Source organism: Sphingomonas sp. (assembly GCF_032114135.1).
Taxonomy (GTDB): domain Bacteria; phylum Pseudomonadota; class Alphaproteobacteria; order Sphingomonadales; family Sphingomonadaceae; genus Sphingomonas.
In genome coordinates this window covers 1,490,739-1,516,505 of the sequence record NZ_DAMCTA010000001.1, presented here as the reverse complement: position 1 = coordinate 1,516,505, position 25,767 = coordinate 1,490,739, and the positions used below count along the sequence as shown (strand labels likewise).

The 25,767-nt window shown below is 69.0% G+C and carries 26 protein-coding genes and 1 pseudogene; 9 read left to right on the top strand and 18 right to left on the bottom strand.

Going from position 1 to position 25,767, the window contains the following annotated elements; all coding sequences use genetic code 11:
- Window position 1: 1 nt before the first annotated feature.
- The 3 genes and pseudogenes from RT655_RS07040 to RT655_RS07030 form a co-directional block, all read right to left on the bottom strand.
- A pseudogene (locus RT655_RS07040) lies at window positions 2–1,330 on the bottom strand (protoglobin domain-containing protein); the annotation flags it as partial.
- Window positions 1,331–1,501: 171 nt separating this feature from the next.
- Window positions 1,502–2,815 carry a surface lipoprotein assembly modifier gene (locus tag RT655_RS07035; RefSeq protein WP_313535768.1) on the bottom strand — a complete coding sequence of 438 codons (1,314 nt, stop codon included), beginning with the start codon at window positions 2,813–2,815 and terminating at the stop codon, window positions 1,502–1,504.
- The gene (locus RT655_RS07030) at window positions 2,812–5,589 is read right to left on the bottom strand and encodes a transferrin-binding protein-like solute binding protein (RefSeq protein ID WP_313535766.1); all 2,778 of its coding nucleotides are present in this window, start codon (window positions 5,587–5,589) and stop codon (window positions 2,812–2,814) included. Before RT655_RS07030 ends, RT655_RS07035 begins: the two co-directional genes overlap by 4 nt.
- A gap of 171 nt (window positions 5,590–5,760) precedes the next feature.
- Between RT655_RS07030 and RT655_RS07025 the strand changes: the two genes are divergently transcribed.
- Window positions 5,761–7,155 (top strand): hypothetical protein, encoded by a 1,395-nt coding sequence (locus tag RT655_RS07025; RefSeq protein WP_313535765.1) that lies wholly within the window; start codon window positions 5,761–5,763, stop codon window positions 7,153–7,155.
- A gap of 4 nt (window positions 7,156–7,159) precedes the next feature.
- Here RT655_RS07025 and RT655_RS07020 read toward each other — a convergent pair whose 3' ends face one another.
- Window positions 7,160–7,609: a MarR family winged helix-turn-helix transcriptional regulator gene (locus tag RT655_RS07020; RefSeq protein ID WP_313535764.1), complete on the bottom strand. Its 450-nt coding sequence runs from the start codon at window positions 7,607–7,609 to the stop codon at window positions 7,160–7,162.
- Between the two features lie 65 nt (window positions 7,610–7,674).
- Here RT655_RS07020 and RT655_RS07015 point away from each other — a divergent pair, with 65 nt between their 5' ends.
- From RT655_RS07015 to RT655_RS07005, 3 genes are all read left to right on the top strand, one after another.
- Window positions 7,675–8,040 (top strand): VOC family protein, encoded by a 366-nt coding sequence (locus RT655_RS07015; RefSeq protein WP_313535763.1) that lies wholly within the window; start codon window positions 7,675–7,677, stop codon window positions 8,038–8,040.
- 111 nt (window positions 8,041–8,151) lie between these two features.
- Entirely contained in the window at window positions 8,152–8,796 is a 645-nt protein-coding gene (locus tag RT655_RS07010; protein WP_313535762.1) for a response regulator, read from the top strand.
- Window positions 8,797–8,891: 95 nt separating this feature from the next.
- Window positions 8,892–9,251, top strand: a complete 360-nt coding sequence (locus RT655_RS07005; protein WP_313535761.1) for a response regulator transcription factor — start codon at window positions 8,892–8,894, stop codon at window positions 9,249–9,251.
- Window positions 9,252–9,384: 133 nt separating this feature from the next.
- Here RT655_RS07005 and RT655_RS07000 read toward each other — a convergent pair whose 3' ends face one another.
- Together RT655_RS07000 and purL are read right to left on the bottom strand one after the other, a co-directional pair.
- A complete protein-coding gene (locus RT655_RS07000) occupies window positions 9,385–10,956 on the bottom strand; it encodes an ATP-binding protein (protein WP_313535759.1) in 1,572 nt (523 codons plus the stop codon).
- 344 nt (window positions 10,957–11,300) lie between these two features.
- Entirely contained in the window at window positions 11,301–13,535 is a 2,235-nt protein-coding gene (gene purL / locus RT655_RS06995; protein ID WP_313535758.1) for a phosphoribosylformylglycinamidine synthase subunit PurL, read from the bottom strand.
- Between the two features lie 98 nt (window positions 13,536–13,633).
- Here purL and RT655_RS06990 point away from each other — a divergent pair, with 98 nt between their 5' ends.
- Window positions 13,634–14,008, top strand: coding sequence for a PAS domain-containing protein (locus tag RT655_RS06990; protein WP_313535757.1), 375 nt, complete (start codon window positions 13,634–13,636; stop codon window positions 14,006–14,008).
- 3 nt (window positions 14,009–14,011) lie between these two features.
- Here the strand turns inward: RT655_RS06990 and RT655_RS06985 are convergent, their stop codons facing one another.
- The 3 genes from RT655_RS06985 to RT655_RS06975 all read right to left on the bottom strand — a co-directional run bounded on the left by RT655_RS06985 (window position 14,012) and on the right by RT655_RS06975 (window position 15,672).
- The gene (locus tag RT655_RS06985) at window positions 14,012–14,713 is read right to left on the bottom strand and encodes an LrgB family protein (protein ID WP_313535755.1); all 702 of its coding nucleotides are present in this window, start codon (window positions 14,711–14,713) and stop codon (window positions 14,012–14,014) included.
- The gene (locus tag RT655_RS06980) at window positions 14,710–15,060 is read right to left on the bottom strand and encodes a CidA/LrgA family protein (RefSeq protein ID WP_313535754.1); all 351 of its coding nucleotides are present in this window, start codon (window positions 15,058–15,060) and stop codon (window positions 14,710–14,712) included. Before RT655_RS06980 ends, RT655_RS06985 begins: the two co-directional genes overlap by 4 nt.
- A 225-nt stretch (window positions 15,061–15,285) precedes the next feature.
- Window positions 15,286–15,672 (bottom strand): helix-turn-helix domain-containing protein, encoded by a 387-nt coding sequence (locus RT655_RS06975; RefSeq protein WP_313535752.1) that lies wholly within the window; start codon window positions 15,670–15,672, stop codon window positions 15,286–15,288.
- 90 nt (window positions 15,673–15,762) lie between these two features.
- On the opposite strand from RT655_RS06975, the gene RT655_RS06970 reads away from it, so the two are divergent.
- Window positions 15,763–16,611 (top strand): NAD(P)H-binding protein, encoded by an 849-nt coding sequence (locus tag RT655_RS06970; protein ID WP_313535751.1) that lies wholly within the window; start codon window positions 15,763–15,765, stop codon window positions 16,609–16,611.
- A gap of 174 nt (window positions 16,612–16,785) precedes the next feature.
- Here the strand turns inward: RT655_RS06970 and arsC are convergent, their stop codons facing one another.
- From arsC to aroQ, 4 genes are read right to left on the bottom strand one after another with little or no spacing between them, the layout of a single operon-like run.
- Window positions 16,786–17,121 carry an arsenate reductase (glutaredoxin) gene (gene arsC / locus RT655_RS06965; protein ID WP_313535750.1) on the bottom strand — a complete coding sequence of 112 codons (336 nt, stop codon included), beginning with the start codon at window positions 17,119–17,121 and terminating at the stop codon, window positions 16,786–16,788.
- Window positions 17,118–18,482, bottom strand: a complete 1,365-nt coding sequence (accC, locus tag RT655_RS06960) for an acetyl-CoA carboxylase biotin carboxylase subunit (RefSeq protein WP_313535749.1) — start codon at window positions 18,480–18,482, stop codon at window positions 17,118–17,120. The genes arsC and accC overlap by 4 nt, the downstream gene beginning before the upstream one ends.
- A 10-nt stretch (window positions 18,483–18,492) precedes the next feature.
- Window positions 18,493–18,978: an acetyl-CoA carboxylase biotin carboxyl carrier protein gene (gene accB, locus RT655_RS06955; protein WP_121074459.1), complete on the bottom strand. Its 486-nt coding sequence runs from the start codon at window positions 18,976–18,978 to the stop codon at window positions 18,493–18,495.
- A gap of 43 nt (window positions 18,979–19,021) precedes the next feature.
- Window positions 19,022–19,456: a type II 3-dehydroquinate dehydratase gene (aroQ, locus tag RT655_RS06950; RefSeq protein ID WP_121074462.1), complete on the bottom strand. Its 435-nt coding sequence runs from the start codon at window positions 19,454–19,456 to the stop codon at window positions 19,022–19,024.
- 80 nt (window positions 19,457–19,536) lie between these two features.
- On the opposite strand from aroQ, the gene thiS reads away from it, so the two are divergent.
- The 3 genes from thiS (at window position 19,537) to RT655_RS06935 (ending at window position 21,572) form a co-directional block, all read left to right on the top strand.
- Window positions 19,537–20,541, top strand: coding sequence for a sulfur carrier protein ThiS (thiS, locus tag RT655_RS06945; RefSeq protein ID WP_313535748.1), 1,005 nt, complete (start codon window positions 19,537–19,539; stop codon window positions 20,539–20,541).
- The gene (locus RT655_RS06940; protein ID WP_313535747.1) at window positions 20,541–21,311 is read left to right on the top strand and encodes a serine aminopeptidase domain-containing protein; all 771 of its coding nucleotides are present in this window, start codon (window positions 20,541–20,543) and stop codon (window positions 21,309–21,311) included. The genes thiS and RT655_RS06940 overlap by 1 nt, the downstream gene beginning before the upstream one ends.
- Window positions 21,312–21,401: 90 nt before the next feature.
- Complete coding sequence (locus RT655_RS06935) at window positions 21,402–21,572, top strand: CsbD family protein (protein ID WP_313535746.1); 171 nt, start codon at window positions 21,402–21,404, stop codon at window positions 21,570–21,572.
- A gap of 103 nt (window positions 21,573–21,675) precedes the next feature.
- Here RT655_RS06935 and RT655_RS06930 read toward each other — a convergent pair whose 3' ends face one another.
- From RT655_RS06930 to RT655_RS06910, 5 genes are all read right to left on the bottom strand, one after another.
- The gene (locus RT655_RS06930) at window positions 21,676–21,933 is read right to left on the bottom strand and encodes a hypothetical protein (RefSeq protein WP_313535745.1); all 258 of its coding nucleotides are present in this window, start codon (window positions 21,931–21,933) and stop codon (window positions 21,676–21,678) included.
- Between the two features lie 44 nt (window positions 21,934–21,977).
- Window positions 21,978–23,633, bottom strand: coding sequence for a thiamine pyrophosphate-binding protein (locus tag RT655_RS06925; protein ID WP_313535744.1), 1,656 nt, complete (start codon window positions 23,631–23,633; stop codon window positions 21,978–21,980).
- Between the two features lie 39 nt (window positions 23,634–23,672).
- Window positions 23,673–24,551, bottom strand: coding sequence for a glycoside hydrolase family 25 protein (locus RT655_RS06920; RefSeq protein ID WP_313535743.1), 879 nt, complete (start codon window positions 24,549–24,551; stop codon window positions 23,673–23,675).
- The gene (locus RT655_RS06915) at window positions 24,551–24,892 is read right to left on the bottom strand and encodes a hypothetical protein (protein ID WP_313535741.1); all 342 of its coding nucleotides are present in this window, start codon (window positions 24,890–24,892) and stop codon (window positions 24,551–24,553) included. Before RT655_RS06915 ends, RT655_RS06920 begins: the two co-directional genes overlap by 1 nt.
- A gap of 290 nt (window positions 24,893–25,182) precedes the next feature.
- A complete protein-coding gene (locus tag RT655_RS06910) occupies window positions 25,183–25,713 on the bottom strand; it encodes a porin family protein (RefSeq protein ID WP_313535739.1) in 531 nt (176 codons plus the stop codon).
- Window positions 25,714–25,767 lie beyond the last annotated feature (54 nt).

Here is a 25,767-nt window from a genome sequence, read left to right as displayed (position 1 = left end):
GTCATGACGCGCCCGCCAATGCGCTCAGCGCCTTCACCGTTGCGCGGGCGCCCGCGCTCGGTGCGGGGTCGCCAGCGGACTGGAAGCTGGTCGCCTGACGCGCCAGCCGGTCGACTTCGCGCGCCAGATTCTGTGCGGCGGCGGAGGTCTGCTCGACCATCGCGGCGTTCTGCTGGGTGGCGCGGTCCATCTCGCCGATCGTGCTGGAGACCTCGCTGATCGCGCCCGCCTGAGTCTGGTTGTCGCTGGCCATGCCCGAAACCAGCTCGTTCACCGTCGCGACGTCGCCGGCGATGTTGGCCAGCGCGCCATCGACCTTCTCGACCATGCCCACTGCGGCGACGATGTCCGCCTGGGTGGCGGTAAGCTGGTCGCGGGCGCGGCCGGCCTCTTCCTCGGCGCGCATCGCCAGCGCCGAGACGAGATCGGCAACCACCGCGAAGCCGCGGCCCGCTTCACCGGCGCGGCCCGCTTCGACCGCAGCGTTCATCGCGAGCACGCGGGTCTGGAAGGCGATCTTGTCGAGGCCCTCGATCACGTTATCGATCCCCTTGGCGCTTTCGGACACCCGCTCCATCGCCGCGACCGCCTGTTCGGTGATCGAGCGGCCGGTATCCACGGTGGCCTTGGCACCGTCGGCGCGTTCCACCGTGCGGCTGGCGCTCTGCGCCGTGGCCTTGAGGCGCTGGTCCATTTCCTGCACCGAGGCGGCGGTCTCGGCAAGGCTGGCGGCATTGGCCTCGGTGCGGCGGGCGAGATCGCCCGAGGCCTGGGCGATTTCCTGCGAGCCGGTCTTGATCGCGTCCACCGTCTCGTTGATCGCCGTCAGCAGCGTCGCGAGCGCCTTTTCGCGCTCCTGCAGCGCCTCCATCGCCCGGGCGCGGCCGGCCTGCTCCTGCTCAAAATAGATCGAGACCGACATTTCGAGGTCGATCAGCGCGGCGGTGACGATCGCGCGAAGCTGGTCGAAGCGGGGATCGGCCTTGCGGCGCCCGAAGGGCAGGCGGGGGCCGCCGCCCATCGCCGCGAAGCTCTCGATCATCGAATCGAGGATGATCGCGTAGGAGCCGATATACCATTGGGGCGTGAGCCCGATCTGGGCGTGGCGCGCACCGATGCGCTTCACGCGATCGACATAATCGGCATCGAAGGCGGCGCCGGAGAGATGCGCCCAATGGTCGGCCTGGAGCTGCTTGGCCCGGGTGATGTGGCTGGGGCCCGAGAACATCTTCGCCGTTTCGGGATGCGCGGCGATCTGGGTGTAAAGCCGGTCGAGCGCAGGGCCGAGTGCTGCATGGATGGTGTCGCGCGCGTTCGCGAGGATCGCGCGCTGGTCCGCGGTTTAGCCGACGAAATCGAGGCGGGTGGTGAGTTCGGGGTGCAAGATCCTGCTCCTGGAACGGGCATGGTGCCCTTTTCCGGATTTATAGCGGCAGGGGATCGAAACGAGGGTGCGGTCCCCCGTGTCCCTTGGGACATTCCGGGGCAGTCCGGAGGTGATTCAGAAGGCGCGCGTCAGCCCGATCGTCGCGGCCTTGCGGGTAAAGTCGTAGATGCCGACGGTCGACTGGTTGCGTTCCCAGTCGAGCCGGATCAGCGGCGCGAAACCGTGGACCTGGAGGCGGCGGAAGGTGGCGCCCATACCGAGGCTGAGGTTCCAGTCCTTGCGGCGCTCGGGGAACAGGAACAGCCGCGCATCGCCCTCCAGCCGGCGCAGTCCCGCGGTTGCATAGATGGTGGTGCGGCCGAATTCGCGCCAGACGAGCAGGTTGCCCGCGCCCGAGGCGGTGGCATAGCCGGGGTCCTCGGCGGTCTGGCGCGTGGCGGAGACGGTGATGCTGCCGCCGGCGCGGGCGGAGAAGGCGCGCTCATAGGACAGGCTGCCGTTGAGCAGCAGGCCGTCCTGCAAAGGGTTGCCGCGATATTTGGTATCGGCGATCGTCGCGCTGGTGGTCAGCTGCGCCCTGGTGCCGAGCGGGTGCTGCCAGTCGATCGCGGCGGTGGCGGTGCGGGCATAGGGGCGGCCGCCATACCAGCGCTGGGTGCCGCCGACCGAGGGGCGCAGGCGATCGCGGCCGAGGCTCCACTCCAGCCCGACCAGCCCGGAGGCGGAGACGTCGTTGAAGCGGCCCTGGCGGTAGAAATCGCCTTGGCCGGAGACGCGCGGGACCAGCGAGAGGTTGGTCGCGATCGGCACGCGGGCATAGAGCTGGCCGCCGGCATGCGCGCCGACACCCGATTGCTCGCGGGCGTCGCGGGAGAGCTGAAGCGGGGCGAGCACGGTGTCGAGCGTCGCGGCGTCGGTGGCGCGGTTGACGTTGGTATCCGGCACCAGCGCGACTTCGAGGCTGGCGCCCCAGGGCTTGCGCGAGCGCAGCGCCGCTGCGAACTGGTCGACGATCTGCGCGACCTGCGGCGGCAGCCCGCCGGCCTGGGCGGCGCGCAGCTCGCGGCGGGCGGCGCCCTCGTCGCCGAGCTGGGTGAGCAGCCGGGCAAGCTCGAGCCGGACGCGCGCGGCGCCGGGCTTCTCGTCGAGCAGCGCGCGGTAGGTGGTCGCCGCCTCGCGCTTGCGGCCGAGTTTCTCTAGCAGCTGGCCGAGCCGGAAGCGCGCCTCGGCGCGGACCTCGCTATCGGGGTCCTTGGCGAGCGCGCGGTACATCGTCTCCGCCTCGCCCGGGCGGCCGGCGGCGTCCGTCTGAGCGGCGAGCGCGAACAGCTCGACCGCCGAGACCTGCCGTTGCTGGGGCCGCTGGGCGAGCGCGGCGCTCGGCGCGAGCAAGGCCAGCGCGAAAGGAATGGCGATGCAGCGGTTCACGGCGCTTTCTTGGCGAGCGCCGCGCCGTTGAGAACCGCCTTGTCGCCGTTCGAAAGGGTTTGAACGGCTTCGAACCGCGCACCGATTTCCTGCGCCTGCGGTCCGAAGAACCAGCCGGTGAGGCTGCCCGTGCCGCCGGACCCGCTGAGCGCGCCGGTGAAGCCGTTGGCCGAAATGCCCACGCCGGCGAAGCCGAGGCTGCCGAAGTCGCGCGTGCCCCCCGTGCCGCTCCCGGTGATCGCCAGGCTGCCGCTGGCGCTCGCCCGGGCGAAGTCGACGGCGAAGCTGCTGGTGCCGCCAAGGGTGTAGCTGGCGCCGCCCGCGGTACCGGTCCCGAACAGCTGCCCGGCATAGCTGGCGGTGCCGGTGCGCGGCATCTGGTCCGCCGTCGTGCGCTGCCCGAAGGGCAGGTACCAACGCAGCGGATCGCTGCCTGCCGCGGCGTCGCTGGCGCGATAGGCGAGCTCGGCGAAGCTCGCATAGCTGAGCGCGAGCGGGCCCTTGCTGGTGTCGTAGATACGCGCCTGCACCGTGCCGGCGGCGAGCGTCTTGCGATAGACGTCGAAGCCGACATCGCTGGTGATCGCCTCGCGATCGGCGGCGGTGAGGCGCACCAGCATTTCGGAAAGTCCGGGCAGGCCAGTCACGCCATAGCCGCCGGCAGCGTCGCCGCTGATCTCGGGGGGCGCGAGAAGCTGGCCCGCGGCGAGCGTGCCGCTCGCCTTGCCGCCGACCAGGCTGACCGCGGCCGCCTCCCCATTCTCGTCGGTGAGCGCAGCGGCGGCCCCGACCTCGTCCGCCGTCGGGCCGTAGAAATGGCCGGTCAGCACGCCGTTATAGCCGGCGAACAGCGCGAGCTTGAGGTTGCCCGTGAAGCTGTTGGCGCTGCTCGACAGCGTCGCCGATCCGCTGAAGCTGCCGGTGGTGCTGGTCGTGGCGTTGGCGGCATCGGTGAAACTGGCGGTGGCGGTGCCGCTGGTGGCGATCGCACCGCTGGCGAAATCGGTGGTGAGCGTGCCGCTGCCGCTGACCGCGAGCGGCCCGGGCTGGCTCGCATCGGCGAGCGCCCCCGCCAGCCGCACGGCATAGCTCGCCGATCCGGTGCGCGGCACGTCGCCGGCGGCGGTCGCCATGCCGAAGGTGAAGGCGTCGGTCACGCTATTGGTGATGCCGTCGCGGCCGGTGTTGGTCGCCCAGCGGCCCGCGCGGACATAGCGCATGCCGGCCAGCGCATCGAGCGTCAGCTGGTCCGCCGCGCCCGCCGGCTGCGTGGTGGGGAACACGCCGGAGCGCGCACCAGAGATCACCACATACGTACCCGAGGCGGCGTCATAGCTGACCGTCACCGGCTGCGCGCTGGCGCCGGGTGCGGCAAGCTCGCCGTTGACATCGACATAGCGCGCGTCGAGCGTCGCGGCTTCGCCGGTGAAGATCTGGCTGGCGGTCAGGCTGGCGAGGCTGGCATTGCCGGTCTGCGCGCCCGACTGGCGCCCGATCAGCACGCCCGCGGCGGCGCGGCCGTCCGGGTTCGCGGCGCTCCAGGCCGCGCCCACTTCCTCCCGGCCGGGGCCGTAGAAGCGGCCGTCGAGCGTACCGGCCAGCTCGCCGCCCGAAAAGGCGAAGATGCCGGCAAAGGCGTTGCTGCTCGACGCCATCTGGCCGAGCCCGACAAAGGCGGACGTGGCGATCGTCGCGCCGCCGGTGGCGGACACCTGGCGGACCTCGCCGCTGGTGACGACCTTGCCGGTGGCGAAATCGACCTGCAGCGAGCCGCTGCCGACCAGACTGTCGATCACCCCGTTGCCGAGCGAGCCGACCAGGTCGACCGCGTAGGCGCCATTGCCCGCGCGCGGCCGGGCGCTGTCCGCGGTTTCCGCGCCATAGGTGAACGCGTTGAAGCGAAAGGCGCTTTCCCCCGTCGCGGCGATGTCCGCGCGCTGCCAGAAGCCGGCACCGACATATTGATAGGTCAGCGCGCCGCTGGTGCCGGGGAGGGTGAGCGTGAGCGAATAGTCGCTGCTCGCGCTGCTGTGGCGATAGACCCGCAACACGCCGTTGGACTGCGCGGTGTCGATGTCGCCCGGCAGGAAGGTCTCGCTGTTGACGCCGTCGCTGACGGTATAGCCGCGCGTCCCCGCATCGAAGCGGATCGTCAGGGAGCGCGTGTCGGCCAGGCAGCCACAGGCGCGCGCATCGGCGTAGAACGTGCCCGTGAAGCCGGTCGCATCGTTGTCGAAGCTTTCGCTCTGCGTGAGCGAGAGCAGCGAGGCGTTGATCTGCGGGGTAGTCGGCGTCGGGGTTGGCGTGGGCGTTGGGGTTGGCGTCGGGGTTGGCGCGGGAGTCGGCGTCGGAGTGGGGGTGGGCGTCGGGGTTGGCGTGGGCGTCGGCGTCGGCGTCGGGGTCGGCGCGGGAGTCGGCGTCGGGGTCGGCGCGGGGGTCGGCGTCGGGGTCGGCGCGGGGGTTGGCGTCGGCGTCGGCGTCGGCGCGGGAGTCGGCGTCGGCGCAGGAGTCGGCGTCGGGGTCGGGGTCGGGGTCGGCGCAGGAGTCGGCGTCGGGGTCGGCGCAGGAGTTGGCGCCGGTGTCGGGGACGGAGAGGGACTCGGCACCGGGGTCGGTGTGGGCGAGCCACCCGGGGCGGGGGTCGTGTCCGGCGTCGGCTGGGGTGCGGCGGGGGTGCCTGCCACGCCGCCGCCGCCGCTACCACCACCGCCGCTGCACGCGGTGACCAGCGCCAGCACCGAAACCATCGTCGGGAGCAGGATCATGCGCCGCATGCCGAATCCTTCGTGAGACCCATGTACCATGGGCCCGGCTATGCGGCGCGCGCCGCTAAGTTTTGGTTAATTTGATGTTTTTCATATTGTTGCCGCGGATGTCCGCTTCGTCATGCTTTGTTCACCGCGGCGGGCGGATGGTGTCGGCAGGATGTTGGACAGGATAACGCGATGAGACGGATCACGCCTTGGATGCTCGGCACCGCGTTGCTCTGCGGCGCCACCCATCCCGCCGCCGCGCAGCGCGGGTCGATCGTTACCGCAGGCTCGAGCGAGGTCGATGCGGAAGGCGAGACCAGCTATCGCTGGATCGATCGCGCGCATGCGCTGTGGGACACGCTGGGCGACGCCCCGCCGGATTACAGCTTCCGCTTCGACGGCGGAACGCCGGTCGCCTGGGAATTGCGCGACGGCTATTGGGTGGTGGCCGAGGACCGGTCCGAGGGCGCACGCACCTATTTCTTCGCCTCGGGCGAGCGCGGGCCGTTCCTCGTGCGCGAGGCCGACCGCAGCTTCGGCTATCAGGACGGCAATGTCGCTGCGGTGTACGACGCCGGCGGCAAGCTGCTGCCCCGCGACCTCGGCGTTCGGTCGATCGGCGAGGGCGAGCGGCTGTACCAGCGCGGCCGGCGGCTGCGCGACGCGCTGCTCGATCGGCAATGGGACGCAGTCGATACCACCAGCTGGGGCGACATGAACCTGTTCTTCGTCGGGATCGATCCCGGCTGGGATTCGGGCTGGCAGTATCGCAATTCCGGTTTTGCCTTCGCCGATCAGCAGCGCTGGGCGGCCGAGCGCGCCCGCCGCGCGGCAATGGCGTCGGCGTTCGCACGGTGGCGGACCGGCGGTTTCCAGGGCCCGCCCCCGCCGGGGCTGGGGCAGCATTGGCAGCATCGCCCGCCGCGGCCCGGCCGCCCGCCGAACGCTGGCCCACGACCGGGGGCAGGGCAGCCGCTCCCGCCGCCGGGTACGGGCAAGCCGGGGCGGCCCTGGATGTGGGGCGGGCTGCCGGGGCAGCGCCCCGATCGGCCCGATCGTCCGCAGGGCGGCACGCGCCCCACGCCGCCGCCGGGCACCGTACCGACCACACCGCCGCCGGGTGCCGTTACGCCGGGGCAGCCCCCCGTCGCCGGTGCGCCGGGCTGGAGCGCCGGGCATCCGCGTCCGGATGGCTGGACCGCGCGCCCGCCGCGCGGAGACGGCGACGGCAGACCCCGTTGGCAGGGCCCGCGCCCGGGCTGGTCGGGCGGCCGGCCGGGCGACGCCGCGCCGCAACCTGCCGCGCCCCCGGCAGCGACTCCCGCACCCGCACCGATCACGAATGTGGCACCCGCGAACACCGGTCCGCGCCGCGGCGGCGGCTGGATGTCGCCGGGCTGGACGCGCCAGGCCCGCCCCGACGGTGCGGGCATGCCGGCGCCCCGCCCTGCATTCCAGCCGCCGGCTGCCCGTCCCGCGGCCGCCGCACCGAGCCGTCCGAGCCCGCCCCCAGCGGCAAGCCCGGCGCCCGCACCCCGGCCAGCACCGCCCGCCGCCCGCGTACGGCGGGAGGCGCGGTCGGACTGACGCGTCAGCGCAGCGCCTGGGCGAGGCGCGAGAGTGCCGCGATCATCGTCTCCGGATCGAGTGGGGCGGAGGCTGCACGCAGCCGCGCTTCCGCGTCGGCGACAATGCCCGAGGCCGCTGCAAGGACCTCGCGCCCCCGCTCGGTCAAGGCGGTGGTCTGAACCCGGCCGTGGCCCGGGTGCGGCGCGCGGGTGAGAAAGCCCGACCGTTCGAGCGCGACGACGATTCCCTGCATCGTCTGCGGCGTGACGAACGAGCGCCGCGCCAGTTCGGCATTCGACGCGCCGGGCTCGACCTTGAGCAGGTTCAGCACGGCATATTGCGGCGTGGTCAGCCCGATCTGCTGAAGCCCCGCATCCATGTGCGTGCGCAACGCCTGCTGCGCTAATTTGAGCGCGAACCCGATGGTGGCGAACGCGTCGTCCAGGACGACCGCTGATGGCGCGCTTGACATATCAGTGCCCTTATATAAGTATCAGTCTACTGATACTCCGTCAGTGATGGAAAGGAAAGCACGCCATGGCCCGTCTGCTCGGCCCCGATTTCATCAGCATTCAGGCGCACGATCTCGATGCCGCGAAAACCTTCTACGGCGATGTCGTCGGGTTGAAGCCGGCGCCGCACAGCCCGCCGGGTGCGGTGGTGTTCGATACCGGCCCCGTGTCCTTCGCCGTCCGCACGCCGGTCGCGCCGCTGCAGAACACGGACGCGCTTGGAGAGGGCGTCGCGCTCTGGTTCGGCTCCGACGACGCGGATGCGCTCCATGCGCAGTTGGTCGACCATGGTACGCCGATCGTTTTCGCGCCGAAGGACGGGCCGTTTGGACGCTACTTCGCGTTCCGGGATCCGTTCGGCTACACCATTACGGCGCACACGGCGGGTTGAGCACGCGCGCCAGCCGACCCCTTTGCCCATTCGGGGGGCAACCCAACACCCCATCCGGGATTGCTCCCCCGCGCGCCGTGCGCCACCCCTGTTGCGAAAGGATCGCAACCCATGGCCCGCCTCGCTCCCGCGTCCGAAGCCCAGCCCGTCGTGCTGGTCGTCGATGACGATCCGCTGGTGCGGGGATCGCTCGATTCGCTGTTCCGCTCGGTCGATTTCGCGGTGCGCAATTATGGCTCGGCGCAGGAATTGCTGGATGCGCCCTTGCCCGAGACGCCGTGCTGCCTCGTCGTCGATGTGCGGATGCCGCACATGGGCGGGTTCGAGTGCCGTGACCGGCTTGCCGAGCGCGGGGTCGATCTGCCGGTGATCTTCCTCACCGGGCATGGCGACATCCCCATGTCGGTGAAGGCGATGAAGGGCGGGGCAGTGGACTTCCTGACCAAGCCGTTCCGCGACCAGGACATGCTCGACGCGGTCAATGCCGGGCTTGCCCGCGCCGCCGAGCGCCGTTTCGCTGCGCAGGAGAGCGCGGGGGTGCGCCAGCGCTTCGCCACGCTTACGGCGCGCGAGCGGGAGGTGATGGAGGGCGTGGTGCGGGGCTTGCTCAACAAGCAGATCGCGGGCGAACTGGGCATTGCCGAGATTACCGTGAAGCTCCACCGCGCCAGCCTGATGCGCAAGATGGGGCTGCGCACCGTGCCCGATCTGGTCCGCGCCGCCGGGATACTGCCGTCTCCCGCGGGAGCTGCGTAGTTCCCCGAGTAACCAAGGGTATAGCTTACAGCCGCGGCACACCTCTCTACCCTTGCAGCAGTCCCGGATGCCCCGGCGACGTTGGAGCGGTGCGCGTGCCGGACAATCTGGTTGCCGTGGTGGATGACGATGCGCTGGTGCGCGATGCGGCGGCGAGCCTGATTCGCTCGTTCGGCTATCGCACCGCGCTCTACGGTTCGGCCGACGCCTATCTCGATGCCAGCGACGACGCGGCGGACTGCGTGTTGACCGATCTGCAGATGCCCGGCCGGTCGGGGCTCGAGCTGCGCCAGACGCTGCGCGAGCGGGGATCGACGGTGCCGGTGATCCTGATGACCGCCTATCCCACTGCCGAGTTGCGCGCGCGCGCCGCGGCGCTGGACCTGATCGCGCTGCTCGACAAGCCGGTCGATCCCGATCTGCTCTCCAGCGCGCTGGTGCGGGCGATGGGGTGACGGTGCCGCATCCGTGCATCGTCATTCCGGCGGAAGCCGGAATCCATTGGGGCCGCCGTCCCGGCGCACGCTGGTAGCGCGTGGCGTCTGGATCCCGGCTTTCGCCGGGATGACGGCCGAGGGGGCGGGAAGCTCAGGCCGCGAGCGGCAGCTCGATCGCCGCGATCGCGCCGCCATCCGGGTGGTTGCTCAGCGCGATGCGGCCGTCGTGCAGCTCGACGATCGAGCGGCAGATCGACAGCCCCAGGCCCATGCCGCCGGGCTTGGTGGTGGCGAAGGTCTCGAACGGCTCGGCAATCTCGGGCGCGAGCCCCGGGCCGTGATCGCGCAGCAGCAGCAGGACGTGGTCGGCCTCGGCGTGCAACGTCAGGTCTAGCCGCTTGTCCTCGACATCGGCGGCCTCCATCGCCTGAAGCGCGTTGGTGATCAGATTGAGCAACAGGTGCTTGAGCAGGATCGGATCGCCCACCACCCGCGGTTCGCCTAGCGGCGCTACCTCGATGCGCGCGCCGTGCGCGTCGAGATCGCGGGCGGCGATGGCAAGCGTGTCGGCAACCAGGCTGCCCAGCTGCAGCGGTCGCATGTCGCCCTGCGACCCGCCGACCAGCGAACGTACCCGCTGGATCACCGCATGGACGTTCGCCACCGCCTGGTGGAGCCCGGCGAGCGACAGCCGTACTTCGTGGAGATCGGGCTCCGGCCGGGCGAGCCAGCGCGCGGCGGCATCGGCATAGCTCTGCACCGCGGAGATCGGCTGGTTGATCTCGTGCGCGATCGAGGCGGACATCGCGCCGATCGCGGCGGTGCGCTGGACGCGCTCCAGCTCGATGCGGGTGCGCTCGACGGTGGTCTCCAGCCGCTTGCGCTGGCGGATGTCGAGGATGCTGCCCGGCACGTGCGCCAGGCAGGTGCCCGGCGCCAGGCTGAACGCGACGATGATGTCGATCGGCGATCCGTCGGCCGCGATCACCTGGGTCTCGGCCTGGAACATCGGGCGGCGCTCGTCGATCGCGAGGATACAGTCGGCGAAGCTGGCGTCGGTTTCGGGCAGGAAATCGCCGAGCTTGCGGAAGAAGGCGGCCTTGCTCGGCACGCCCATCAGGTCGAGCGCGGTCTGGTTGACGTCGGTGATGCGCACCTGTCGGCGGATCTCGGCGACGAAGTCGGGATGCGCGCGCAGATAGGAGCGCAGATCGGTGACGCCGCCCGCCCGCAACGCGCGGATGGCGGCGTCGACGCAGCTGAAGTCATGTTCCCAGATGGCGATGGCCAGCGTGTCGGTCATCGTCGCGTAGCGGCGCTCCTCGCGCGCCACGTGCGCGTCGAGCACGATGCGGTGGAGCAGCAAGGCGGTGGTGACGGCATTGGTGGCGAGGCTCACCACCAGCCGCAGCGCGGCGTCGGCCGAGGGCGCATTGCGGTGCACGACGACGAAGCTGGTGACGGTCAGCGCGGCGCAGGCGATGCTCCAGCCGAGCAGTTCCCGACGCGCGAGGCTGGGGCCGGCGAGCAGCAGCACCAGCACATAGAGCGTCGCGATCGCGCTGTGGAAGCTGGTGAAGCTGTCGATCCAGAAGATGCCGAGCGCGAGCAGCGACGCGGCCAGCGCGCGGAGGCGGGCACCTTCCAGTGCAGCGCCCAGCCGCGTCCCGCCCGACAAGGCGACGCTGCCGCCGCCCCTGGCTCGATCCCCGAAATCCGACATGGGCGGAAAGATGCCGTGATGACTACGCTGTCACCAGCCCAAGGCGAGCGGCGCGCGCCCCCCCATTTGGGGGGTGCGGGGGGCGTGGGGTCCCGCCGCCCCCTCCAAGCATGCGTCATTCCCGCGAAGGCGAGAATCCATTTGCCAGGACGCTGAGGGGAAGAACCGCGGCACCTGCGCCAATGGATCCCCGCCTTCGCGGGGATGACGGATGGGTGCGGGGTTTCTTTAACCCCCCCCTCCTTGGAGGAGGGGGGGGTGGAGGGGTGCCAGACCGAAAGTTGGTCTCGGTGAGACACAGCCCCACCCCAACCCCTCCCCCAAGGGGGAGGGGCTTCGATGCATCAAATCGCGTTTTCCTCGCTCACCGCTTCCGCCGTGCCCATCAGCGCCGGGAAGAAGCCCTCATGCGCCGTTTGCAGGTCCGCCAGGCTCACGCAGAAATCGCCTTCCTCCATCTCGAAGATGATGCGGTTGGCGATAGTGCGGCCGATCGGATCGGCGGCAAGGCCGGCCTTGTCGGCGGCGACCAGGAAGTCGGCCAGCGACTCGTCCTTGACGGTCACGACATAGAGGCCCTGGTCCTCGCCGAACCAGCTGCCGGCGACGCCGAAGGGCTGGGGCTGGTCGAGAATCGCGCCGATGCCCGAGGCCAACGCCATCTCGGCGATCGCCACCGCCAGACCGCCGTCCGCGACGTCATGGCAGGCGGTGATCGCGCCGCCGCAGATCGCCGAGCGGATGAACGCGCCGGTGCGGCGCTCCATCATCAGGTCGACGGGCGGGGGCGGGCCTTCCTCGCGGCCGCAGATCTCGCGCAGCCAGATCGACTGGCCGAGGTGGCCGCCGCGCTCGCCGACCGCGATGATCACGTCGCCGGTGCCCTTGAAGGCGATGGTGCAGTTCTTCTGCCAGTCCTTGAGCAGGCCGATCGCGCCGATCGCCGGGGTCGGCAGGATCGCCGAGCCGCCGCCGGTCGCCTTGCTCTCGTTGTAGAGGCTGACATTGCCCGAGACGATCGGGAAGTCGAGCGCGCGGCAGGCGTCGCTCATGCCTTCCAGCGCGCCGACGATCTGGCCCATGATCTCCGGGCGCTGCGGGTTGGCGAAGTTGAGGCAGTTGGTCACCGCCAGCGGGGTCGCGCCCACCGCGGAGAGGTTGCGCCACGCTTCCGCAATCGCCTGTTTGCCGCCCTCGACCGGGTCGGCGAAGCAATAGCGCGGGGTGCAATCGGTGGTGATCGCCAGGCCCTTGTTCGTGCCGTGGACGCGGACGACCGCGGCATCGCCGCCCGGGCGCTGCACGGTGTCGCCGCCGACCATGTGGTCATATTGCTCCCAGATCCAGCGGCGGCTGGCGATGTCCGGCGAGCCCATCAGCTTGACGAGATCGGCGGCGGGATCGGTGGATTCGGGCACGTTCTGCAGCTCGGGCTGCTTGGGCGTTGGCACGTGCGGGCGATCGTAGAGCGGGGCGTCGTCGGCCAGCGGGGCGAGCGGGATGTCGCACACCACGTCGCCCTTCCACTTGAGCACCATGCGGCCGGTGTCGGTGACATGGCCGATCACCGCAAAATCGAGCTCCCACTTGCGGAAGATCGCCTCGGCGAAATCCTCGCGGCCGGGCTTGAGCACCATCAGCATGCGCTCCTGCGATTCGGAGAGCATCATCTCGTACGGCGTCATGCCGGTTTCGCGCTGCGGCACGTCGTCCATGATCAGCTCGATGCCGACGCCGCCCTTGGACGCCATCTCGACGCTCGACGAGGTGAGACCGGCGGCACCCATGTCCTGGATCGCGACGATCGCGTCCGAGGCCATCAGCTCGAGGCAGGCCTCGATCAGCAGCTTCTCGGTGAACGGATCGCCGACCTGGACGGTGGGCCGCTTCTCTTCCGAATCCTCGCCGAAATCGGCCGAGGCCATGGTCGCGCCGTGGATGCCGTCGCGGCCGGTCTTGGAGCCGACATAGACGATCGAATTGCCGACGCCCGAGGCCGCCGAATAGAAGATCTTGTCGGTATCGGCGATGCCCACGGTCATCGCGTTGACCAGGATGTTGCCGTCATAGGCGGGGTGGAAGTTCACCTCCCCGCCCACCGTCGGCACGCCGACGCAATTGCCATAGCCGCCGATGCCATGGACGACGCCGGCGATCAGATGCTTCATCTTGGGGTGGTCGGGCCGGCCGAAGCGCAGCGCGTTCATGTTCGCGATCGGGCGCGCACCCATGGTGAACACGTCGCGCAGGATGCCGCCCACGCCGGTCGCCGCACCCTGATAGGGCTCGATATAGGACGGGTGGTTGTGGCTCTCCATCTTGAAGATCGCCGCCTGGCCGTCGCCGATATCGACGACGCCGGCATTCTCGCCGGGGCCGCAGATCACCTGCGGGCCGGTGGTCGGCAGCTTCTTGAGGTGGATGCGGCTGGACTTGTAGCTGCAATGCTCGGACCACATCACCGAGAAGATGCCGAGCTCGGTGAGGTTCGGCTCGCGACCGAGCGCCTTGAGGACGCGGTCATATTCTTCGGGCGAAAGGCCGTGCTCGGCCACGATCTCGGGCGTGATCTGGGTCATGGCCGGACCCCTTAGCGAGGTGCGGCGCGCGCGTCACCCCGGGAGTTACGGAGGCGCCGGCCAACACCGCGTTAACCCGGCCCATGCTATGGTTTGCCATGCTCATCCAGCCTCTCCTCGGCAAAGGACTGCGCGCCGGCGATCCGCTGATCCCGCTGCCGGCTGCGTGGGAGTGCGACCTCGCCACCAATGCCCTGCGCTGGTCGCCGGGCGTCTATGACCTGTTCGGCGTCCCGAGGAGCGAACCGCTGTCCCGCGACGACGTGGTCGCGATGTATACCCCGGAGTCGCGGGCGATGCTGGCGCGGGTCCGCAACAGGGCAGTCGCGGAGGGCGCGAGCTTCACGATCGACGTGGCGATCCGCCGCCGCGACGGCGCGTTGCGCAAGATGCGGCTGACCGCCGATGTGGAATTCGAGAACGGGCGCCCGGTGCGGCTCTACGGCACCAAGCAGGACGTGACGGACGAATAAGGGTTACAACACCGCCCACAGCGTCAGCAGCAGCGCGGTCATCGCGGCGTTGAGCGCCATGCCGATGCCGGCGAAGGTGCCGCCGACCTCGCTCACCTGAAACGCGCGGGCCATGCCGATGCCGTGCGCGGCGACGCCGGTGGCGAAGCCGCGGACGCGGTAATCCTCGATCCGCAGCGCGTCGAGCACCGGGGTCGCGATCATTGCGCCGAACACGCCGGCGATCAGCACCACGATCGCCGCCAGCGCCGGAATGCCGCCCAGCTGCTGGGCGAGGGCCATGGCGACGGGCGTGGTCACCGAGCGGGGGGCGACCGTGGCGAGGATCTGCGCGGTACCGCCGAACGCCCAGACGATCGCGGTGACGCTGAGGATCGCGGTCAGCGACCCCGCGGTCAGCGCGAGCAGCAACGGCCCGGCAGCGCTGCGGACCAGCGCACGGTTGCGCCATAGCGGCACCGCCAGCCCGACGGTCGCGGGGCCGAGCAGAAAGGGAAGTATCGCGGTGCTCCGCGCATAGACCGGGTAGGGAGTGCGGGTCGCCAGCAGGATCGCGATCAGCACCGGCGTCGCCAGCAGCACCGGGTGGCAGAGCGGGTGGCGATGGCTGCGCTTCGACAGGCGATCGGCACCTTCGAACACCAGCAGCGTGACGGTGAGCCACAGCAGTGGCGTCGCTTGCAGCATGGTCCAGAGCGCGGTCATGCGCCACGCTCCTGCCGGGACAGCGCCCAGCGGAAGACGAGCGCGGTCACTACGATGGTGAGCAATGTCGATGCGAGCGTGGCGACCACGATCGCAACGCCGTTCCGCGCCAGCACCGGGCCCTCGTCGACCAGACCGACCGCGGCGGGGACGAACATCACCGAGAGATGCGCGGTCAGCCAGGCGGAGACCTGGACCAGCGTCGGGCGCTCGGCGGGACGGAGCAGCAGCCAGCCGAGCAGCAAAAACATGCCCAGTACGGGACCCGGCAGCGGCAGACCGGTGAGCAGGTGGACCCCCTCGCCGAGCAGCTGGCAGAGGAGCAGGGTGGCGATGGCGGCGATCATGGCGGGGTGCCATGCCATGCGGGGGCGGCGAGGTACACTGCGGGGGAAGGAAGGGCTGGTTGCTGGCGGCGTAAGCGGGGATGTTCGCGGTAAAGGACTGCGGCCACTCCATCCCAGTCGTCATTCCCGCGAAGGCGGGAATCCATTTGCCAGGACGTCAGGGATGGAGCCGCGCCACCTGCGCCAACGGATCCCCGCCTCCGCGGAGATGACGGTCAGGGCGGGCTATTCCGCCGCTTCTTCCAGCGCGGCCGGCATCAGATCGCCCAGATTGGCCTGAATCCACTCGACCAGATCCTCGACCTTTGCCGCCGCCTCGCGCCCGAGCGGGGTGAGGCTGTATTCGACATGCGGGGGCACCACCGGCAGGCTGTGGCGGGTAACCAACTGGTGAGCCTCCAGCTGCTGGAGCGTCTGGGCCAACATCCGCTCGCTCACCCCGTTCACCCGGCGGCGAAGCGCGCTGAATCGGCGGGTGCCGTCCTGCAGCGCGACCAGCACGAGCAGGCCCCAGCTGCTGGTGATCCGCTTGAGCACCGCACGCGAGGGGCAATCGGGCTCGAAGACGTCCCCGCGGTCCATCATCGCGGCGAGGGTGCGGGGGGCGGACATTTTTGATACTTACCTTTGTGTGCGTACTTACGATTCGTAAGTGGGTCGCTAGATCCTTGTCGTCAATCCACGAGCGAAAGGAATCAGACCATGTACGCCGTTACCGGAGCTTCGGGCCAGTTGGGCCGCCTCGTCCTCGAGTCGCTGCTGGGCAAGGTTGCGCCGAGCGAGATCGTCGCGCTGGCGCGCAACCCCGAGCGCGTCGCCGACCTCGCTGCCAAGGGCGTGGCGGTGCGGGCGTTCGACTATGACGCGCCGGAAACGCTGGCACCGGGGCTGGCGGGCGTGACCCGGCTGCTGCTGATCTCGGGCAACGCCATCGGCAGCCGCATCCCACAGCACCGCGCAGTGATCGACGCGGCCAAGGCGGCGGGCGTGCAGCTGATCGCCTATACCAGCCTGCTTCGCGCGCAGACCTCGCCCATGCAGATGGCGGTCGAGCACAAGGCGACCGAGAATCTGCTCGCGGCCAGCGGCATCCCCGCCGCGCTGCTCCGCAACGGCTGGTACACCGAAAATTACCTGATGAGCGCCGGCCCCGCAATCGAGCACGGCGTGCTGATCGGCAGCGCGGGCGAAGGCCTGGTCTCGGGTGCGGCGCGTGCGGACTATGCCGAGGCGGCGGCGGTGGTGCTGACCCGCGGCGAGGCGGGGACGTTCGAGCTGGCCGGCGATAGCGGCTTCACCCATGCCGAGCTGGCGGCGGCGCTGGCCGAGGCCTCGGGCAAGCCGGTGGCCTATCAGGACCTGCCGCAGGCCGAGTACGCCAAGGCGCTGGAAGGCGCGGGGCTGCCGGGCCCGTTCGCGGCGATCCTGGCGGACAGCGATGCGCGGGTGGCGGACGGAGCGCTGTTCGACGAGTCAAAGAGGCTGTCCGGGCTGATCGGCCGGCCGACCACGCCGTGGCGTGAGACGATCGCCGCGGGGCTGAAGGGCTGAGGGTCCAAATTCCTCCCCGGAACGGTGAGGGGGACCATTCGCGCTAGCGAATGGTGGAGGGGCCGCGCCGAATGGCGCGGAAACCTCAAAGCGGGGGATACCACCGCGTGCGCGGCGGCCCCTCCACCACCGCCTTCGGCGGCGGTCCCCCTCCCCGTGCCGGGGAGGAGCTTTTTACAGGATTTCCCGCACCTTTTCCGGCGGCCGGCCCAGCCGCACGCCGCGCTCGGTCACCACCAGCGGGCGTTCGATCAGGATCGGGTTGGCCGCCATCGCATCGAGGATCGTGTCGTCATCCGCGCCCTTGAGCGGCTTGGCGGCGTCCTCGGCGATGCGCAGGCCTTCGCGCGCGGTCATGCCGGCGCGCTTGTACAGCTCCGCCAGCGTTTCGCGACTGGGCGGAGTCTTCAGATATTCGATCACCTCAACCTCGGCGCCGGCGTCCGTGAGGATCGCCAGCGCCTCGCGCGACTTGGAACAGCGCGGGTTGTGGTAGATGGTGGCCTTCACGCCGCGGCGGCCTCGTCCTGCTTGGCGAGCCATTCCTCGAGCCACTTGATCGTATAGTCGCCCTTCAGGAACTCGGGATCGTCAAGCAGTGCCTGGTGGAGCGGGATCGTCGTCTTGATGCCGTCGACCACGAACTCTTCCAGAGCACGCTTGAGCCGCAGGATGCAGCCCTCGCGGGTGCGGCCATAGACGATCAGCTTGGCGATCATGGAATCGTAGTAAGGCGGGATCCGGTAGCCCGAATAGATGCCGCTATCGACGCGGACGTGCATGCCGCCCGGTGCGTGGAAGTGGGTGATCGTGCCCGGCGAGGGCGCGAAGGTCCGCGGATCCTCGGCGTTGATGCGGCATTCGATCGCGTGGCCGCGGAACTCGATGTCCTCCTGGCGCACCGACAGGCCATGGCCCTCGGCGACGCGGATCTGCTCGCGGACCAGGTCCATGCCGGTGATCATCTCGGTCACCGGATGCTCGACCTGGAGGCGGGTGTTCATCTCGATGAAGTAGAACTCGCCATTTTCCCACAGGAACTCGATCGTGCCGGCGCCGCGATAGCCCATGTCGGACATCGCCTTGGCGACGATGCCGCCCATGTGCGCACGCTCTTCCGGGGTAATCACCGGCGACAGCGCCTCTTCGAGCACCTTCTGGTGGCGACGCTGGAGCGAGCAGTCGCGCTCGCCGAGATGGATCGCGTTGCCGTTGCCGTCGCCGAACACCTGGAACTCGATGTGGCGCGGGTTGCCGAGATACTTTTCCAAGTACACGGTAGCGTCGCCGAACGCGGCCTTCGCCTCGCTACCGGCCTGCTGCATCAGCGTTTCGAGCTGGTCCTCGCTGGTGCACACCTTCATGCCGCGACCACCGCCGCCCGAGGCGGCCTTGATGATCACCGGATAGCCCGCCTTGGCGGCGATCGCCTTGGCTTCTTCCAGGTCGCTGATCGGGCCGTCCGAGCCCGGCACCAGCGGCAGGCCGAGCGCGCCGGCGGTGCGCTTCGCTTCGATCTTGTCGCCCATGGTGCGGATATGCTCGGGCTTGGGCCCGACGAAGATCAGCCCGTGCGCCTCGACGATCTCGGCGAACTGGGCGTTCTCCGAGAGGAAGCCATAGCCCGGGTGGATCGCATCCGCGCCCGAAATCTCGGCGGCCGAGATGATGTTCGGGATGTTGAGATAGCTCTCCGCCGCGGCCGGCGGGCCGATGCAGATCGCCTCGTCCGCCAGGCGCACATGCATCGCATCGGCATCGGCGGTGGAGTGCACCGCCACCGTCTTGATGCCCATTTCGTGACAGGCGCGGTGGATGCGCAGCGCGATCTCGCCGCGATTGGCGATCAGCAGCTTCTTGATCTCGGGCATGGCCGTTCCGTTACTCGACCACGACGAGCGGCTGGTCGAACTCGACCGGCTGGCCGTTCTCGACCAGGATCGCCTTGACAGTGCCGGCGCTGGGCGCGTGGATCGGGTTCATTACCTTCATCGCCTCGATGATCAGCAGCGTGTCGCCCGCGGCGACCTGCTGGCCGACCGTGACGAAGGTTTTCGCCTCGGGGTTCGGCTTGAGGTACGCAGTGCCGACCATCGGCGACTTGACCGCATTGGCAGCCGGCTGCGGTGCTGCGACGATCTCGGCCGGAGCCGCGGCAGCGGCCGGCGCGGCGAGCATCGGCGCCGCCGGGGCGGCGGCGTACTGCACCGCTGCCGGCGCTGCGGTCACCTTGCGGGCGACGCGGACGCGGCGTTCGCCGTCCTCGACTTCGATCTCGGTGAGCTGGGTGTCATCGAGCACGGCAGCGAGCTGGCGGACCAGCTCGATATCGACCATCATTGCACCCGACTTGGTTTCTTCGGCCATACGACCCTTCTTTGAAATTCTGTAAATGAAACGGCGCCCTCTGTCAGAGACGCGCGGCGGCTTCAAGCGCGAGCATATAGGAGGTTGCACCAAAGCCGGCCACTGTGCCTTTCGCAGCACGGGCGACCAGGCTCGTGTGCCGGAAGGATTCGCGGGCATGCGGATTGGAGAGATGCACTTCGATCACCGGCGTGCTGATGCTCTTGATCGCATCGTGCAGCGCCACCGAGGTATGGGTATAGCCACCCGGATTGAGCAGCACGGCGCGCGCGCCATCGGCCTGCGCCTCGTGCAGCCAGTCGATCAGATGCCCTTCATGGTTGGACTGGCGCACCTCGACCTCGAGGCCCAGCTCACGGGCGCGGTCCTCCAGCATGCCGGCAATGTCATCCAGCGTGTCCGACCCATAGATTTCCGGCTCGCGGAGCCCCAGCAGATTGAGGTTGGGCCCATTCAAGACGAAGATCGTATCGGCCAATGCAAAGCGCCTTTCGGTTGCGGGCAGGATGCGAGGCTCCTTATATGAGAGGGCGTCTCCGATCAAATCCAAGGCTTTTCATGCACAGCGACGGCACCGTCTCCATCCGCGTCAACGGCGAACACAAGCGCATCACCGCCGGGCTCACGCTCGCGCAGCTCGCGACCGAGCTGGGGCTGGTGCCCGAGAAGGTGGCGGTGGAACGCAACCTCGAGGTGGTGCCGCGCTCGACGCTCACGCAAGTCATCGTCGAGGATGGCGACGAGCTGGAGATCGTGCATTTCGTGGGTGGCGGCGATCATGCCGCACCGCTCGCCGAGGACAGCTGGACGGTGGCGGGCAAGACCTTCCGCTCGCGCCTGATCGTCGGCACCGGCAAGTACAAGGATTTCGAGCAGAATGCCGCGGCCGTGGCCGCGTCGGGCGCCGAGATCGTCACCGTCGCGGTGCGCCGGGTGAACGTCAGCGACCCCAAGGCGCCGATGCTCACCGACTATATCGACCCCAAGAAGATCACCTACCTGCCCAACACCGCGGGCTGCTTCGATGCCGATTCGGCGATCCGCACGCTGCGGCTGGCGCGCGAGGCGGGCGGCTGGGATCTGGTGAAGCTGGAAGTGCTGGGCGAGGCGCGCACGCTCTATCCGGACATGGTCGAGACGCTGCGCGCCACCGAGGTGCTGGCCAAGGAAGGCTTTCTGCCGATGGTCTATTGCGTCGACGATCCCATCGCCGCCAAGCGGCTGGAGGATGCCGGCGCGGTCGCGATCATGCCGCTGGGGGCGCCGATCGGCTCGGGGCTCGGAATCCAGAACCAGGTGACGATCCGACTGATCGTCGAGGGCGCCAAGGTGCCGGTGCTGGTCGATGCCGGCGTCGGCTCGGCATCGGACGCGGCGGTGGCGATGGAGCTGGGCTGCGACGGCGTGCTGATGAACACCGCGATCGCCGAGGCCAAGGACCCCATCCTGATGGCGGCCGCGATGAAGGCGGCGGTGGAGGCGGGACGGCTTTCCTACCGCGCCGGCCGCATGGCGAAGCGCCGCTATGCCGATCCGTCGAGCCCGCTGGCAGGGCTGATCTGATGCGGGCGGGCGGGCTGGCGGCGCTGGCGCTGCTCGCGGTGGCCGGGTGCCACCCGCGGCCGCAGACCGATCCGATGGAGAATCAGGGCCCGATCTCGGCTGAGCCCGTGACGCTCACCGCCGCCGACGGAGTGAAGATCGCCGGGGTCTACACTCGTGCGGCGAAACCCAAGGCATTGCTGCTGCTTTTCCACCAGGCGGAGTCGGGCAAGGACGAATATGCACTGCTCGCCCCCCAGCTGGCGCAGGCGGGCTATTCGTCGCTGCGGATCGACCAGCGCGCCGGCGGCACGCTGTTCGGGGTTAACGAGACGGTGAAGATGCTCGGCCATTCGGCAAGCTATGTCGAAGCGAAAAAGGACCTCGATGCGGCGTTCGCCTGGGGCCTCACGCAGAAGCTACCGATCATCCTGTGGGGCAGCAGCTACTCTGCCGCGCTGATCTTCCCGCTCGCGGCCGAGCATCCCGGGCAGGTGAAGGCGCTGCTCGCCTTCTCGCCGGGCGAATATCTCGACGACAAGGGCGCCGTCACGCGTGCGGCCAAGCAGGTGACGGCCCCGATTTTCGCCACGTCGGCGCAGGACGGGAAGGAAGAGGATGCCGCGCGGGCGATCCTCGCCGCCTCGCCCTCCACCCGGAAGACGCAGTTCGTTCCCAGGCTGGGCGGGGTGCATGGCAGCTCGACGCTGCTGCGGACCAAGAACCCCGACGGCGCGCTGGAAGCATGGCGCGCGACCAAAGCATTTTTGGGCGACGTCACCCGCGACTGATCGGGAACGGTCCGGCCAGATAGTCGTTATTTCAGGCAAGTCGCAGGTGTCGTGTTGTGTGACACCCGACCTTAGCCAGGAGTATCGAGCATGGGCGAGCTGACCGACAAGATCAAAGGCAATCTCAACGAGCTGGCCGGCAAGGTAAAGCAGCACAGCGACAACCCGGACACGCAGGCCGAAGGCGCGGCGCAGGAAGCCAAGGGCAAGGCGCAGCAGCTCGGCGGCAAGGTCAAGGGCGCGCTCGGCGACGACATCTGAGTCGCGGATCAGACCGGACAATTGGACGGGTCGTACCGAAAGGTGCGGCCCGTTCGCTATGTAAGCCCCTCCACTTCAGGGGAGGGGTCAAGAAGTGTATTCCTCAATCCGGGACGTAGAACGCCCACATCTCCGGCTCGACCTGCGCGGCGGCAAAGCGCACCGGGGCCGAGGGCGGTCCGACTTCGCACACCATGAACGAGAATAGGCGATCCGTATGCAGCGGGTGCGGCAGGCGGACGGTCGTCTTGTTGAGCCATCGCCATTCGCACTGCCAGATCTGTCGCCCGCCCAGACGCACGCGATCTCCCCGCTTGCCGAGATGCGCCGTCTTCCACCGCTCTTTCGTCTGCTGTCCCATGCGGACAATTCTAGGATAAGGCGGTTAACGGGTTCCTATCCCTTTCAGCGATTTCGCAGCTTGCTGATCGTCGTCGCGGGGCTGATCACTTCGACATCGGTCTTGCAATGCAACAGCTTGAGCCCCGGTTGTGCCAGCGCGAGCGCCAGTGCGGGGGCAAAGGCTTCCGTAGTTTCCACGGTGGTCGCCCAGCCGCCGAATGCGCGGGCGAGCGCGGCGAAATCGGGGTTGCGGAGCTGCGTGCCCGAGAGCCGCTCCGGAAACGCACGCTCCTGGTGCATGCGGATCGTGCCATAGGCACCGTTGTCGACGACGATCACCAGCAGATCGGCGTCGTGCTGGACGGCGGTGGCAAGCTCCTGTCCGTTCATCAGAAAGTCGCCGTCCCCCGCGACCGCGACGACTCGCCGATCGGGGAAGCGCAGCGCCGCCGCCACCGCCGCCGGCACGCCATATCCCATAGCACCCGCCGTGGGCGCGAGCTGGCTCGGCTGCGCGGTATAGGGCCAATAGCGGTGCCACCAGCCCGAGAAATTGCCCGCACCGTTGCAGATGATCGTGTCCGCCGGCAGCTGCTCGCGCATCGCGGCGACGCACGGGCCGAGATCGAGCGCCACACCCGTGCGCGGCTTGGGCGTCGACCATTCCAGCCATTCGGCATGCGCCGCAGCCCCGTCGAAGCGGGGGAGATTGGCGGCCTCCGCGGTGGCCGAGGCGGCGACCGCAAACTCGAACGGTCGCGCGCAGATCGGCAGGTCGACGCGATAGACGCGGTGGAACTCGCTCGGGTCGGGATGGACATGCACCAGCGTCTGCCCCGGATGCTCGGGGGTGATCAGGCTGTAGCCGTCGGTCGTCGCCTCGCCGAGCCGCGCGCCGACCACCAGCAGGAGGTCCGCCGCCTTGATCCGCGCAGCAAGCTTGGGATTGGGCCCATAGCCGAGATTGCCCGCCCAGACCGGCGAGCCATTGTCGATCGCATCCTGCCGCCGGAAGGCGCAGGCAACGGGCAGATCGATCGACTCGGCGAAGCGGGCGAAATCCTCCGCCGTGTCCGAATCCCAGCCACCCCCGCCGACGATCGCGATCGGGCGCTCGGCATCGCGGAGCAGATCGTAGAGCTGGTCGAGGTCGAAGGCGTCGGCGGCCTGTATGGGCTCGGCGTTGGCGGGGCGGTCGACCGCGTCGACCACATCGAGCAGCATGTCTTCGGGGAGCGCGATCACCACCGGGCCCGGCCGGCCCGAGGTCGCGACGTTCCACGCACGGGCGACATATTCGGGGATCCGGCGGGCATCCTCGATCCGCGTCGCCCATTTGGCGAGCGGTGCGAACATCGCGGGCAGGTCGACTTCCTGGAAACCTTCCCGATCCCGCATGCCGCGATCGACATCGCCGATGAACAGCAGCATCGGCTGCGAATCCTGCATCGCGACATGGACGCCGATGCTGGCATTGGTCGCGCCCGGGCCGCGGGTGACGAAGCACACGCCCGGCCGCCCGGTCATCGCGCCGTCGGCGCATGCCATGAACGCCGCGCCGCCTTCCTGACGGCAGGTGACGACATCGATGCTCGGCTCGTCATGCAGCGCGTCGAGCACGGCGAGGAAGCTCTCGCCCGGTACGTGAAAGATCCGGTCGCAGCCCTGCGCCACCAGATTGTCGACGAGGATCCTGCCCCCGGTACGTTTTGCGGTCATGCCGCATGCTAGGCGCGCCGGGGGCAGAAAGTCGAGCCGTCAGCTAGCCCATTCGGCGGCGAGCTGTTCGGCGGAACCGGCATAATGGTTCTGGTCGATATGACCGGCGCCGTCCCCCGGGATACCTGGGACGGTCGCGGCGCCGTCCGAATATTGCCACAGCCAATAGGTCTTCCAGCTGGGCTGCACCGAAGCCGTCGCCGTATATTGCGCCAGCCACAGCCGGTGCGCACCGAAGAAGGGATCGATCCGGGTGCCGAGCTGCTCCTTGATCAGGCTGCCCGAATACAGCACCGCACGCCGGCCCAGCCTTTCCTGGATGCGTTCGAGAAATTCCCGGGCGCCCTCCAGCGTCATCTGGTTGTTCGGGCTCGGTTCGTAATCGAGCGCGACCAGCGTCCGGTCGTCGGGCTTTGCCCAGCCGAGAAAGTTTTCGACCTGCTGGGCAGGTGGCAGCGCCGTGCCCCAATGATAGGCGCCCCACAACAGCCCGGCCTTCTGCGCGGCAATCCGGCGATCATCGTACAGTTCGTCACGGCCGCTCGTGCCGGTGGTCGCCTTGTGGATGATGCCGTGCACGCCGGCCGCCCTGGCACCGCCCAGATCGCGGACGATGCTGCGGTGATAGACATCGACGACCACCGGCACCTTGGGCCGCGCACCGCTGCCGGGGATGCCCGGCGCCGCGGTCTGCAGCGCGTCGCAGCCGCCGCTCCACAGGAAGTTCTGGTCCGCCGTACCGTACCACAGCGCATTGCCCTGCACCGCATCGCCCACCGCCACGCTGGTGACGGGAACGACCGTGTCGGCGGCGAGCTTGCCGACCACCGGGGCGCCGACTCGCGGCGCACCGTGGCGGAGGTTGACCAGCGTGGTGGTGCGCACCGTGCCGGTCACCGGGGTGCTCCCGGCGGCCATCAGCCCACCGCTCCGTCGGCGCTTGCAGCAAGCGCTGCGGCAGGGGCGGCGGCTGGCGTGGCGGCGGGGGCGGGCACGCTCGGCGTCATCCGCGTCATGAAGCCCTCGATGAAGTCCGCGCCCGCATAGCCTGCAGCGGAAAGCGTAAAGATCTGCTGCGACGAGATATGGGCAAGGTCGCTGATCAGCTGGCTGCTGGCGAGCGCCCCGGCGATGAAGCCGATCAACAGCGAAACGACGAGCTGCGTCGGCACGATCATCGCGGCCAGCGTGGTGTTGGCGTCGGAAGCCTGATCGCTGAGCTTCTTCATCCCGACGATCACGCGGATGGCCTGGCCCATGGCTCCCGCCAATCCGCCCAAGGTTAATAGTTGAAACCAGGCAACTGCATCGAATTGTGTCATGTTCGGCTCCCCCCAAGGCGTGAACAACATCGATATTAGCCGCAAGATACGCGACTCCTACGCGATGGCCGGAAGTATAGCTGTCACGGCAATTGTAGGAAACGGCAGTGGAGCATCGAAATTTGTCGTAGCTCGAGCGCATCGCGCGTACAAAAAACCCCGCGTCGTTCCCGACGCGGGGTCTCTGGAAATCGCGGCGCGGGGGGCGCCGCCGATCCGCGGCTTGCTCAGAAGCGGTAGCCGACGCCCGCCAGCACCTGGTGGCGGACCACGTCCTGCGATGCGTTGGTGTAGCGATACTCGACCTTGCCATAATAGTGGCCGAAGCTGCGCTCCACACCCGCGCCGAGGCGGATGCCGTCGAGGTTCTCGGCGTCGCGCAGGGTGCCCGAGCGGGCGATCACGCGGCTGTTGTCATAGCCGACCTTGCCGTAGACCAGGGTAGCGGGGGCAACGACATAGCCGATGCGGGCACCGGCGTAGAAGTCGCGGCCGCCCTTGATGGTGCCGAGGTCGAAGGTCTTCTTGGTGGTGGTCCCGGTGATCTCGCCGTCAACACCGACCACGAGATTGCCGCGCTGCAGGTCATAGCCGGCGGCCCCGCCATAGACGAAACCCGACGCGCTCACGCCATCCGACTTGATGTTGTCCCAGCCGCCGACCGCTTCGATGCGCGGCCCTTGGAACGTGGCGTCCTGCGCCAGGGCCGGGGTTGCGGAGGCCAGCAGGGCGAGCGCCGTCGCTGCGAAAATACGCATGATTCAGATACCTTTGGACTTGTTACTTGCTATCACCGGATGGCCATCCAGGTG